9 protein-coding genes are annotated in these 13,346 nt (G+C 52.1%); 2 read left to right on the top strand and 7 right to left on the bottom strand.

What is annotated here, in order from left to right; genetic code table 11:
• Positions 1-237 precede the first annotated feature (237 nt).
• Both adiA and melR read right to left on the bottom strand, forming a co-directional pair.
• A complete protein-coding gene (gene adiA / locus J1G48_RS20455) occupies positions 238-2,505 on the bottom strand; it encodes an arginine decarboxylase (RefSeq protein WP_001669297.1) in 2,268 nt (755 codons plus the stop codon).
• A gap of 232 nt (positions 2,506-2,737) precedes the next feature.
• On the bottom strand, positions 2,738-3,670 hold the full coding sequence (gene melR, locus J1G48_RS20450) for a transcriptional regulator MelR (protein ID WP_000106992.1): 933 nt from the start codon (positions 3,668-3,670) through the stop codon (positions 2,738-2,740).
• A 268-nt stretch (positions 3,671-3,938) separates the two neighbouring features.
• Here melR and melA point away from each other — a divergent pair, with 268 nt between their 5' ends.
• A complete protein-coding gene (gene melA / locus J1G48_RS20445) occupies positions 3,939-5,294 on the top strand; it encodes an alpha-galactosidase (RefSeq protein ID WP_001520868.1) in 1,356 nt (451 codons plus the stop codon).
• A gap of 83 nt (positions 5,295-5,377) precedes the next feature.
• Positions 5,378-6,808, top strand: coding sequence for a melibiose:sodium transporter MelB (melB, locus tag J1G48_RS20440; protein WP_000028066.1), 1,431 nt, complete (start codon positions 5,378-5,380; stop codon positions 6,806-6,808).
• Between the two features lie 97 nt (positions 6,809-6,905).
• Here melB and fumA read toward each other — a convergent pair whose 3' ends face one another.
• The 5 genes from fumA to J1G48_RS20415 all read right to left on the bottom strand — a co-directional run bounded on the left by fumA (position 6,906) and on the right by J1G48_RS20415 (position 13,065).
• A complete protein-coding gene (gene fumA / locus J1G48_RS20435) occupies positions 6,906-8,552 on the bottom strand; it encodes a class I fumarate hydratase FumA (RefSeq protein WP_000037202.1) in 1,647 nt (548 codons plus the stop codon).
• Positions 8,553-8,647: 95 nt separating this feature from the next.
• Positions 8,648-9,988, bottom strand: a complete 1,341-nt coding sequence (gene dcuB, locus J1G48_RS20430; RefSeq protein ID WP_000899149.1) for an anaerobic C4-dicarboxylate transporter DcuB — start codon at positions 9,986-9,988, stop codon at positions 8,648-8,650.
• A gap of 146 nt (positions 9,989-10,134) precedes the next feature.
• Complete coding sequence (locus tag J1G48_RS20425; RefSeq protein ID WP_001576548.1) at positions 10,135-10,401, bottom strand: hypothetical protein; 267 nt, start codon at positions 10,399-10,401, stop codon at positions 10,135-10,137.
• 316 nt (positions 10,402-10,717) lie between these two features.
• Complete coding sequence (dcuR, locus tag J1G48_RS20420) at positions 10,718-11,437, bottom strand: two-component system response regulator DcuR (protein ID WP_000611307.1); 720 nt, start codon at positions 11,435-11,437, stop codon at positions 10,718-10,720.
• A complete protein-coding gene (locus tag J1G48_RS20415) occupies positions 11,434-13,065 on the bottom strand; it encodes a sensor histidine kinase (protein ID WP_000682894.1) in 1,632 nt (543 codons plus the stop codon). Before J1G48_RS20415 ends, dcuR begins: the two co-directional genes overlap by 4 nt.
• Positions 13,066-13,346 lie beyond the last annotated feature (281 nt).

Genomic DNA, 13,346 nt, shown 5'->3' with positions numbered 1-13,346 from the left:
GGGACTGAGTCAATTGTGTGATGAATTGAAACTGCACTAAAATAACTTTCCTGAATAATATTACAATATTTGTACGATGAATTAGGGTGTACAAAAAGTTGTACGCGAGTGGAAACTTGTCATTTTTGTATAAAAAAAGCGCGGGATGGGGCCCGCGCAAAAAGGTATGACAGTATTATTGTTTTGCAGCAATACTCAGGGAATACATGCCATCCTCAAAAAAAAGACTCTTTGTGATTAGGCTTTCACGCACATAACGTGATATACGCCATCAATAATTTCCGTGCCTTCGGTTTCATGCTCAAAGCCAGGGAAGTGATGATCCCAAGATTGCAGTGAGCGTAAGTAACCCACCTGCGGACTGTTTTCATCGCCAAAGTTTTCGCCGGAGAGCAGCATCGGGATGCCTGGCGGGTAAGGAATAACGGAGTTCGCCGCAATGCGACCCGGTAGATTTTCAATCGCCACCATTTCAATATTGTTGTTCACAATCGCGTTGTAGGCGTCGCGCGGGGTAATCTCCGCAACCGGCAGGGTGGAATAGGCGGCGTTGAGACGGGCGCCCGGGTTATTTTTACGTAGCCAGGCAAACATTTTATCGCCCAGGTCATGAATACCCATGTTCGCGTAAGTGTCAGGATAATCCTGCACCAGTTCCGGCATCACCTGCGCCAGCGGCGTATTAGCGTCGTAATGATGTTTGAAGGAGCACAGCGTGTTGATCAGCGTTCCCCATTTCCCGCGAGTTACCCCCATAGAGAACAGGAACATAATCTGAAAGTCGGTGGTGCGGGTCGGCACGATACCGTGGCGGCCAAGCCATGCTGTGACCAGCGCAGCGGGTACGCCGGATGCTTCCAGTTCGCCATCGTCGCCCATACCCGGCGCCAGGATACTGACTTTAATCGGGTCCAGCATACTCCAGTTATCCGGCAGGTCTTTAAAGCCGTGCCAGGTTTCCCCGGGGCGCATGACCCAGCAGTTCTGGTCGGTGGCTAGCAGTTTTGCCGGCGCGTCGGCGAAGTCATATGTTTTACCGGTTTGTGGATCGGTGACGACGTCTTTATTCCACGGTTTAAAGAACCAGTCGCCTTCATCGGTAAACTCTTTATAAAGACGCGCCATCGCCTGACGGAAATCAACCGCTTCGTCAATCACCTCTTGAGTCAGGGACAGGCCGCTGTTACCGTCCATCATCGATACCGCCACATCGTTGGATGCGCAGATGGCATATAACGGAGAGGTGGTGGCATGCATCATATATGCCTGGTTGAAGCGGGAGAAATTCACCGCGCCACGGCCTTCACGGACGTGAATGTAGGAAGCTTGTGAAAGCGCATTCAGTAGTTTGTGCGTGGAGTGGGTGGCAAACACGGTCGGACCGTTATGGTCGCCTGGCTCGCCGCGCATCGCGTAGTGATCGCAATAAATCGGGTTGAAGCGCGCATAGCCGTACCATGCTTCGTCGAAGTGAATGCGATCGCTGGTTTTTGCCAGCAGATCCTGCGCCTCTTTGGCGTTATAGCATACGCCGTCATAGGTACAGTTGGTCACTACGCTGTAAGACGGTTTCTGTCCGGCTTTAGTTTTGGTCAGTGGGCTGGCGCTGATTTTTTTCTGCAAGGTTTCAGGCTGCATTTCCTGCGGGTAGATTGGCCCGATAATGCCGTAACGGTTACGGCTTGGCACCATATATACCGGTTTGGCCCCAGTGAGGATCAGCCCCTGCTCGATGGATTTATGGCAGTTACGATCCAGTACAACGACATCATTATCCGTCATACAGGCCTGCATAATAGTACGGTTAGAACCGGAGGTCCCGACAACCACGGACCAGGAGCGGTCAGCACCGAATACGCGGGCGGCGTTTTTCTCGCTTTCGCCAAACGCGCCGGTATGGTCGAGGAGTGAACCGAGCGTGGTACGCTCAATCCCCATATCGCTGCGGAACAGGTTTTCGCCATAATAATCGTGATAAAAGCGACCGGCAGGCGTTTTAGTGAAACCGACGCCGCCCTGGTGTCCCGGCGCCGCCCATGAATATTCATGAATGTCGCTGTATTTCATCAACGCGTTAAACAGCGGCGGTAACAGTTGCTGGCGATACCGGGTCATGGCGGCAACGGCGCGTCCGGCGATAAAGTCAGCGGTGTCTTCCAGAATCCAGGCGAATTCATCGACAAGCTCCAGCAGGTCGCGGTCCAGCGATGCCGTCGCTTTTTCCCTGTCGCCTAACAGGAAAACGGGCACGTTTTGCTGACGCTCGTGAAGCTTACCGATCAATTGCCTGACGCTCAGGTGCTCATCCGGTTGTTCCATTTGGTAGCTAAACATCAGACAGTCAATGGCTTCGTTCGCGGACAAGATGGCATAGCCGTCATCGAAGGATGTCGATTTAATGACGGTAACATTTTGTTGGCTCAAGGCATCCGCCAGACGCTCAACCGCGTTGCCAACCCAGGTGTCCTGATGCAGAAACTCACTTTCAACAATTAATACTTTCATCATCTTTTACCCGGTTGTGGAGGCCGTGCAATTTACGCCTTGCCGACCCGCCGTATGAATGTGACGTGGGCAAGTATTACCCCGTCAAATAGGGGGTGTAAAGTGATGGAATAATGGTCAGTTATTGATATTATTATTTAATAAACAAAGGGTTAATTATTGATAGCGAGCGATTTCACCCGCCGTTTATCGACAGGTGAATTATTTTTTTGGCTGATAGTGGTATCCGGCTTTAGCCGGGCATCGTCTGGCGTCGTTGCTGGCTTAGCTTGCGGTATTGTTGCGGCGACATACCGACAAATTTGCTAAAAGTACTGTAAAAACGGCTGCTGGATCGGAACCCGGCAGTCAGAGCGACATCGAGGATCGTTTTGTCAGTATCACTCAATAAGGCACGTACGTGATTGATGCGCATCGCCGTGATGTACTGCTTCATCGTCAATTGCATAACCCGCTGGAATATCCCCATCGCGTAGTTAGCATTGAGTTTGACATGCTCCGCGACGTCGTTAATGGTTAGCGCCTGATCGTAGTTATCGGCAATAAATCCCAGCATCTGGCTTACGTAAAACTGCGCATGGCGTGAGACGCTATTCTTGTGGGTGCGTGATGTTTTATTGAGCAAAATGGGCTGCCAGCCGGAAAGGCTAAAGCGTTTAAGCATCAGGCCGATTTCATCGATCGCCAACTGGCGAATTTGCTCATTCGGGCTGCTTGTTTCCTGCTGCCAGCGCAACACTTCAAAGGTGCTAAGCTGCTGGGTCGCCAGTGATTTAACCACCATCCCGTGCGTGACGTGGTTGATAAGATCGCGATCCAGCGGCCAGGAGAGAAACAGGTGCATCGGCAAACTGAAAATCGCCATCTGGCGGCAGTTGCCGGGGCGGGTAAGCTGGTGTGGCGTACAGGCCCAAAACAGGGTGATATGCCCCTGCTTTATCTGCACGACTTCATTGTTGATTAAATACTCCACATCGCCGTCAAACGGAACATTCACTTCTACTTGTCCATGCCAGTGACTGCTGGCCATTCTGTGCGGCGGCCTCAGTTCAACGTCCAGTCGTTGATATTCGGAATAGAGCGACAGCGGGCTACGGGTTTGCTTTTCATCGCCGTTGCACATGTGCGGGTCGGGCGGGAGGAGGGATATTGCTTGCGTACTCATCGTGACTCCATTTCCTGAATTATCAGAATTATGCCCCTTTAGCCGGGAGGAAACCGGGAATCCGGACACAGAATCCGTCGATATTGTAGAGCGTAGCCTGACTATCAGGCCGAATACTCTGCTTTTTACGCCATTTTGTCCCAAAAACTCAGATCTCCCGCGCGCCAGCATACGATCTGAGTTTTCGGGAATGCTCATCGGGGAAGACGGAGGTTTTCACCGGGAACGCGTGCCACCATGAAGGTGTTCACTACTGTTCTGGAGAGTCATGATGACGGCACCCAAAATTACCTTTATCGGCGCAGGTTCTACGATTTTCGTCAAAAATATCCTCGGCGATGTGTTTCACCGCGAGGCGCTAAAGTCAGCGCATGTCGCCCTGATGGATATTGACGAAACCCGGCTGGAAGAGTCGCACATTGTGGTACGGAAACTGATGGACTCAGCGGGCGCTTCTGGCCGGATTACCTGCCATACCAACCAGAAAGCGGCGCTACAGGATGCGGATTTCGTGGTGGTCGCCTTTCAGATTGGCGGCTATGAACCCTGCACCGTGACCGATTTTGAGGTTTGTAAGCGTCATGGCCTGGAACAGACGATCGCCGATACGCTGGGGCCGGGCGGCATCATGCGCGCGCTGCGGACCATCCCGCATCTGTGGCGGATTTGCGAAGACATGACGGAAGTCTGTCCGAAGGCCACCATGCTCAATTACGTCAACCCGATGGCGATGAATACCTGGGCGATGTATGCCCGTTATCCGCATATCAAACAGGTCGGCCTGTGCCATTCGGTACAGGGAACGGCGGAAGAACTGGCGCGCGACCTGAATATCGATCCCACCTCGCTGCGCTACCGCTGCGCCGGCATTAACCACATGGCGTTTTACCTCGAACTGGAGCGCAAAACGGCTGACGGGACTTATGTCAATCTCTATCCTGAATTGCTGGCGGCCTATGACGCCGGACAGGCGCCGAAGCCCAATATTCACGGCAATGAACGCTGCCAGAACATCGTGCGCTATGAGATGTTCAAAAAGTTGGGCTACTTCGTCACTGAGTCATCAGAGCATTTTGCCGAGTACACGCCGTGGTTTATTAAACCGGGACGCGAGGATCTGATTGCGCGCTACAAGGTGCCGCTGGATGAATATCCGAAACGCTGCGTAGAACAACTGGCGAACTGGCATAAAGAGCTGGAGGAGTATAAAACCGCCGAGCGTATCGACATCAAACCGTCCCGCGAGTACGCCAGCACCATTATGAACGCTCTGTGGACCGGCGAGCCGAGCGTGATTTACGGCAATGTGCGTAACGAGGGGCTGATTGATAACCTGCCGCAGGGAAGCTGCGTGGAAGTGGCTTGTCTGGTGGATGCCAACGGCATTCAACCGACGAAGGTGGGGACGATCCCTTCCCATCTGGCGGCGATGATGCAGACCAACATCAACGTGCAAACGCTGTTGACCGAAGCCATCCTCACGGAAAACCGCGATCGCGTGTATCACGCGGCGATGATGGACCCTCATACCGCAGCGGTGCTGGGTATCGAAGAAATCTATGCGTTGGTTGACGATCTGATCGCCGCGCATGGCGACTGGCTTCCGGCCTGGTTACGCCGTTAATCTCCAGCCGCGCTGGACGGCAGATCCGGCGTTTAACCTCTACTAACAGAAGGCGGGCGCTGGTAACAGCGACCCGGTACCCTATGAGCATCTCTCTGACAACAAAGCTGAGTTACGGGTTCGGTGCGTTTGGTAAGGATTTCGCCATCGGCATTGTGTATATGTACCTGATGTATTACTACACCGATGTGGTGGGACTCTCGGTCGGCCTCGTCGGCACCCTCTTTCTGGTCGCGCGAATCTGGGATGCGATAAACGATCCCATCATGGGCTGGATTGTCAACGCCACGCGTTCGCGGTGGGGGAAATTTAAGCCGTGGATATTGATCGGCACCTTAACCAATTCGCTGGTGCTTTTCCTGCTGTTCAGCGCTCATCTTTTTGAGGGAACCGCGCAGGTTGTGTTTGTCTGCGTAACCTACATCCTGTGGGGCATGACGTATACCATTATGGATATCCCATTTTGGTCGCTGGTGCCGACCATTACGCTTGATAAGCGAGAACGCGAACAACTGGTGCCGTTCCCGCGTTTCTTCGCCAGTCTGGCTGGCTTCGTCACTGCCGGTATAACGCTGCCGTTTGTGAACTACGTTGGCGGAGCGGATCGTGGGTTCGGCTTTCAGATGTTTACGCTGGTGCTAATTGCGTTCTTTATCGCCTCGACTATCGTGACATTATGCAACGTCCATGAGGTGTACTCCTCCGACAACGGTGTAACGGCGGGCCGCCCACATCTGACGTTAAAAACGATCGTTGGATTGATATACAAAAATGATCAGCTCTCTTGCCTGTTGGGAATGGCGCTGGCGTATAACATTGCCTCCAATATTATCAATGGCTTTGCGATCTACTACTTCACCTATGTGATTGGCGATGCCGATCTTTTTCCCTATTACCTTTCTTACGCCGGCGCGGCGAATCTGCTGACGCTGATTGTCTTCCCCCGGCTGGTGAAAATGTTATCGCGGCGGATATTGTGGGCGGGCGCCTCCGTGATGCCCGTTCTGAGTTGCGCAGGGCTCTTCGCGATGGCGTTGGCGGATGTCCATAATGCCGCTTTAATCGTGGCGGCGGGTATTTTCCTGAATATCGGGACCGCGCTCTTTTGGGTGCTTCAGGTAATCATGGTGGCGGATACGGTCGATTATGGGGAATTTAAGCTCAATATTCGCTGCGAGAGTATCGCTTATTCCGTACAGACGATGGTCGTGAAGGGCGGCTCGGCGTTTGCGGCGTTCTTTATCGCTTTGGTGCTGGGGCTGATTGGCTACACGCCGAACGTGGCGCAGTCTGCGCAAACCCTGCAGGGGATGCAGTTTATTATGATTGTCCTGCCGGTACTGTTTTTCATGATGACGTTGGTTCTCTACTTCCGCTACTACCGTTTGAATGGCGACATGCTGCGCAAGATTCAGATCCACCTGCTGGATAAATACCGGAAAACGCCGCCATTCGTCGAACAGCCGGATAGCCCGGCGATTTCTGTGGTAGCGACCAGCGATGTAAAAGCGTGAGCATGTTCTCTCGTGCAGGCCGGATAAGCCGGATAAGCGTAGCGCCATCCGGCAATTAACCGATAACGCGGCCCGGGAGAACGCCGGGCCTGCCAAGTTATTTCGCGCAGTTAGCGCACTGTTTGCTGACAATCTGCTGGAAGAAATCGTTGCCTTTGTCATCCACCAGGATAAAGGCCGGGAAATCTTCTACTTCAATTTTCCAGATAGCTTCCATGCCGAGTTCCGGATATTCGACACACTCCAGATGCTTAATGCTCTGCTGTGCCAGTACCGCCGCCGGGCCGCCGATACTGCCCAAATAAAAGCCGCCATGTTTTTTACAGGCATCCGTGACCTGCTGACTACGGTTGCCTTTCGCCAGCATGATCATACTGCCGCCGTGGGATTGCAGTAGATCGACATAAGAGTCCATTCGGCCTGCGGTGGTGGGGCCTAATGAGCCAGATGGATAACCTGCCGGGGTTTTTGCCGGACCTGCGTAATAGATGGGATGGTCTTTAATATACTGCGGCAGGTCTTCGCCGGATTCAATACGCTCTTTTAGCTTCGCGTGGGCGATATCGCGACCTACGATAATGGTGCCCGTCAGCGACAGGCGAGTCGAGACCGGGTACTGCGATAGCTGGGCGAGGATCTCTTTCATCGGACGGTTGAGATCGACTTTTACCGCGTCGCCTTCGCCCGCCTGACGCAGTGCTGGCGGAATATACTGGCCCGGATTGTGTTCCAGTTTTTCGATCCAGATGCCTTCGCGGTTGATTTTCGCTTTGATGTTACGGTCTGCCGAGCAGGAGACGCCCATCCCCACCGGACAGGAAGCGCCGTGACGCGGCAGGCGAATTACGCGAATATCGTGGGCGAAATATTTCCCGCCGAACTGGGCGCCGAGGCCAAGTTTTTGCGCTTCTTCCAGCAGTTCCTGTTCCAGGTGGAGATCGCGGAATGCCTGGCCGTGCTCGTTACCTTCCGTCGGCAGCGCGTCGTAATAGTGGGTGCTGGCGAGTTTAACGGTTTTCAGCGTGCTTTCCGCCGAGGTGCCGCCAATGACAAAGGCGATATGGTATGGCGGACAGGCCGCGGTGCCCAGCGTGCGCATTTTCTCAACGAGGAAGTTTTTCAGCTTGCCTGGGGTGAGCAGCGCTTTGGTCTCCTGATAGAGATACGTTTTGTTTGCTGAACCGCCGCCTTTCGCCACGCAAAGGAACTTGTACTCGTCGCCGTCGACGGCATAGAGATCGATTTGCGCTGGCAGGTTGCTGCCGGTATTGACCTCTTTGTACATATCCAGCGGCGCGTTCTGCGAGTAGCGCAGGTTATCTTCGATATAGGTATTAAACACGCCTTTGGAGAGCGCGGCTTCATCGCCGCCGCCCGTCCAGACGCGTTGGCCTTTTTTACCCATGATAATCGCCGTGCCGGTATCCTGGCAGGTCGGCAGAACGCCTTTGGCGGCGATTTCGGAGTTTCTCAGGAATTGCAACGCCACATATTTGTCGTTTTCGCTGGCTTCGGGGTCATGGAGAATGGCGGCGACTTGCTGCTGGTGTTCAGGACGGAGCATAAAAGACGCATCATGGAAGGCTTGCTGAGCCAGCAATGTTAACGCCTGCGGCTCAACGTTGAGGATAGATTCTCCATTGAATTCACTGACGCTGACATAATCGGAGGTGAGCAGATAATACTCTGTTTTGTCCTCTCCCATCGGGAAAGGCGCCTGATAGATAAACTCTTTTTTCGACATGTGCTTCCAGCCTAATAGTAAGAAAATGTATTAAGAGCCTCACGGGCCAGGCTCTAAGTCGCGCGCCGCGCATAACCGGGCGGCGCGCGCGGCCATTACAGGAATCCGTACATTGCGGCAAAGATCCAGCCAAAGACGCAGGAGACGCTCACGCCAATCAAACCCGGCAGAATGAAGCTGTGGTTAATGACGAAGCGGCCAATACGGGTTGTGCCGGAACGGTCAAACTGAATCGCCGCCAGATCGCTTGGGTAGGTCGGCAGGATATAGTAGCCATAACATGCCGGCGCAGAGGCCACGATATACGCCGGATCGACACCGATAGCCAGCGCGACGGGAACAATCGCCGCCAGCGCCGCCGCCTGGGAGTTAACAAACTTGGAGACCAGAAGCAGAACGATGGCATAGGCCCACGGATACTCTTTGACCATTTCGCCCAGCACGCCCTGAATTTCCGACATATGCGCGCCGAACATGGTTTCCGCCATCCAGGCGATCCCGTATACCGCGACAATCGCAATCATACCGGAACGAAAAACTTCGTTTTTTGAGATAGACGCAGGATTGGTTTTGGTCAGGATGATAATGAGCGCCCCGGTCAGCAGCATGAACATCTGAATGACCAGCACCATCGACAACGGTTTGCCGCCGAAGGTTGGACGTAAGTCGGAGTCCGCGCCCAGGAGAGCGACCACGGCAATCGCCGCCAGGAAGATCCACATCGCCAGCCAGTTGCTTTTCGGCAGTTTTTTATCCAGCAGCGTCGCGGTATCGCCGTACACGTACTGACGGTTTTCCGGTACGGAAATAAATTTCTGAAACGCTTCGTCTTTATCCAGATCTTTACCGCGGAACCAACTAAAAATACCGATTGCCAGGATACCGAGCAGGGTAGACGGGATGGTGATCGACAGCAGATCGAGGAACTCCAGATGTTTTCCGTCAAATGTCACGTTGCCCAGCATCGCTACCAGAGAAACCACGGCGACGGAAACCGGACTGGCGATGATGCCCATTTGCGCGCCGATAGAACTGGCCGCCATTGGACGTTCCGGACGGATATTATTCTTGATCGCCACGTCATAGATAATCGGCAAAATGGTGTAGACCACGTGGCCTGTCCCACACAGAATCGTCAGGGTACAGGTGACGAACGGCGCCACAATAGAGACGTATTTGGGGTTGCGGCGCAGCAGCTTTTCGGCAATCTGCAACATCACATCCAGTCCGCCTGACGCCTGCAACGTTGCCGACGCGGCGACTACCGCGATAATGACCAGCATTACGTCAACGGGCGGTTTACCTGGCTGGAGATGGAAAACAAACACCAGAATGACCAGACCGATACCGCCCAACAACCCGAGCGCGATCCCGCCCTTTCGGGCACCATAAAACAGACATATTAATATTATGAGAAGCTGTATACTAAATAACATTTTTATTTATCCTCGCGATAAACCCAGTCAATTTTGATAAATGGATCACAGCCATCTTCTGATTTGTGTGAATGAGCATCAGGAAATGGCGAATATTCAATGCGCCAGTGGCGACGATTAACGATTAAGCTTTTTACAGAGTTGCTTTAAGTAATTATTTTCTTGCGATAGTGATGTTCAGAGGGGCGTACCCTCTGGCGATGGGCAGGTGGAGTCAGCGAGAGCAGTAAATTATGATTTGTCTGTTTTAAAAACAGGCGTTTATTATTTAATTTTTGTGTCTCGCCATCAGGTAAATCACGAGATAAATCGAACAGAATGTGACTTATGTGATCATTGTCACGCCATTTTTTTAAATTATTAGTATGGCGTGTGGAGACGCGTATCTGCTCACCAATATACGTATTGTCCATAGGCGTAGCACAAGCTCCATTGCTACAAACATAATTTTATTTAAGTGTCAGGAAAATTCCGGACAAATCCCTTTTTTAATAAAAATACACACTCTCGGCATGGGATAATACTTAATTAACTTTTGTTAGCGTTTTGAAATTAAAAACAGCGCAGAGCGCTGTAATAATAGAAAATAACGTTAACAGGCCTGGGGTGAGTATATTTGATCTGACACAATTTCCCAGGTTTGTTATTAATGTGATAGCGTTTTTATTGGCATTGTTATAATAAATGTTACCAGGATATAACGCTTCGCGTCGGCTTTATGCGGTATCCTTACTGACAATATTGTTTCAGTAAAGAGTAATGTTCCGGCTGAACGCGGTAGCGGTAAACCGGCCTGCCGGTCACGCCGTAATGAATACTGGTAAACAAGATATGGCAATTCACCAGCCAGATGAGATATTTACGGCAGGAGACGCGCGAGATATTCACTTCGTTGGCCAACTCGTCGGTAGAAAATTCCTGCTCCTGATGCGCATCAATCCACTGACATAAGGTGCGTAGCGTTTGCTGCGTCAGCCCTTTTGGTAGCCGACGAGGCTCCTGCTCGCTGGATGAATTACCGTGAATGAGCAGGTCAAGCTCAGACTGTTCGTAATACTGGCGTTTTTCCATCGCCGTTTTCTTACGTAGCCAGCCGGTCAACGCTTCTTCAAAGCGCGTGGCCTGAAAAGGCTTGATCAGATAATCCACCACGCCGTAGTGAAGCGAATCTTTAATGGTGGCGGCGTCAGCGGCAGAAGAAATGACAATAACGTCGCTTTTGCAGCCTGCGCTGTGCAGGACAGGCAGCAGATCCAACCCGTTTTCCTGCTGCATATAGATATCCAGCAGGATTAGGTCAATGTGATTTTCACTGTTGAAGATAAACTCTTTCGCTTTTTCCAGCGTCGAAGCGGTTCCACAACAATGAAAACCGGAGATTTGCGCGACATAGCGGCGATTTAACTCCGCGACCATCGCATCGTCATCGACAATTAATACATTGATCATAGGCTGGTCCTTTTTCCATCCCAGGGTAACTGTACAAAAAATTGTGTGAAGATCCCAGGCTCGGACTCCACGGAAATTACGCCGCCAAGTGCTTCAACCTGCTGTTTAACCAGCGCTAAACCGACGCCGCGTTCGGCGCCTTTCGACGAGACGCCTTTTTCAAAAATCGCCTCGATGCGCTCAGGTTCGATACCCGGACCGTCATCGCTCACTTCGCAATGCAGCCAGCCATGACGGTAGTGTAACGAGACGCTGATTTCGCCGCCGGATTCCTGGCTCAACGCTTCCAGAGCGTTTTCAATCAAATTACCCAGCGCCGTAATCAGCACCGTAACCTGATCTTCATTGTTATTATCCGGTAACTGGCTGTCGCTGCTTATCACCAGGCTGTGCCCGAAATCAGAGGCACGAGTAATCTTACTGAGCAAAAAGCCAGCGATAATCGGCGACTTTATTTTACCCAGCAGCAAACCGATCTCTTCCTGATAGTTATTGGCCGTCTTGATAATATACGCTTCAAGCTGCTTATAACTCTTCAGGTGCAATAATCCCAGAATCACATGTAATTTGTTCATGAATTCGTGGGATCGTTCACGGAGCGCATCCGCGTAGTTCACCATCCCGTCCAACCGCTGCATCAGTTGGCGAACTTCTGTTTTATCCCTGAAGGTGGATATCGCGCCGATAATTTCGCCGTTGCTGCGCACCGGAACGGTATTCACCAGCAGCAGGCGGCCTTTGACGATGATCTCTTCATCGCGGCGCGGCGTACCGTCACGCAACACTTCGCTAATGTCCACTACCTGCGACCAGGCATGGCTCAGGGTGGATAATCTGGCGTCATCCTGCGTTTTTCGATAATCGAGCAGCGCCTGCGCCGCATGGTTAATCAACGTGACTTCGCCGCTATCATCCACGGCGATAACGCCCTCTTTGATTGACTGCAGCATCGCCTGGCGTTGTTCAAACAGGGTTGAGATCTCATAGGGTTCGAGGCCAAACAGGATACGTTTCAGCACCTTGACCAGCGCATAGGTGCCTAATAACCCCACCAGAGCGCCGAACAGAATGGACCAGATAATACTGCCGCGGCTATTGTTGATCTGCTGCGTAACGTGACTGAGTTCCAGGCCAATCGCTACCACGCCGATCTGCCGGTGGCGTTCATCATAAACCGGTGTGAAAACGCGCAGCGCTTTGGCAAGAAAGCCGCGATTAATGGCAACGTTTTCCTTTCCCTGCAGCGCGAGCAGAATATCATCGCCTTTGAACGGTTGGCCGATTCGCTGCGTTTCTGGGTGCGAATAACGGATGCCCTGCATATTGGTCACCACAATAAACAAAAAGCCATTATGCTGGCTCACCGCTTCGGCGAGCGGCTGAATGCCGCTTTCCGCAGGCGGTTTTTTCAGCCCCTCGCGAATTGCCGGAGAGTCCGCCAGCGAGCGAGCCACCGCCAGCGCTTTATCTGCCAGCGCGTCGCGCGTCATGCTGCTGATTTGCGAAAAATAGATCAGATGGACCACAACGAGCACCGAAAACAAAACGGCGCTGACCATCAGAATGACGGTAGTGCCGAGTTTCATGGGGCGTTTGCGTAACGCCCGGCATGGCAGGGAGTGTTTCATAGTGGACCTGAGCGGACGAATCGTAAGGTTATTATCCCTGATGAGGCGTCTAATTCAAAGGCATAGGCGATGTTGCTCCAGTGTTGAAAAGCCCGTCTTGCCTTGCAGGGGGCGCTACCTGCTCATGTCGACTGGCAAACGTCATGTCGTTAATTAATATCGCCGGATACCGTGATGGGTAATTTATTTTCATCAGAATTACATAAAATAATTTTTCATTAATTTTTATAATAACGTATGCGGTATCACATTTTATTTTTACTGACGTTCAGAATGCGTTT

The sequence above is a fragment of the Salmonella sp. SAL-020 genome (genome assembly GCF_017372215.1).
Classification (GTDB): Bacteria; Pseudomonadota; Gammaproteobacteria; order Enterobacterales; family Enterobacteriaceae; genus Salmonella; species Salmonella enterica.
The sequence above is the reverse complement of the archived record's forward strand: the minus strand, read 5'-3'. Positions and strand labels throughout refer to the sequence as shown.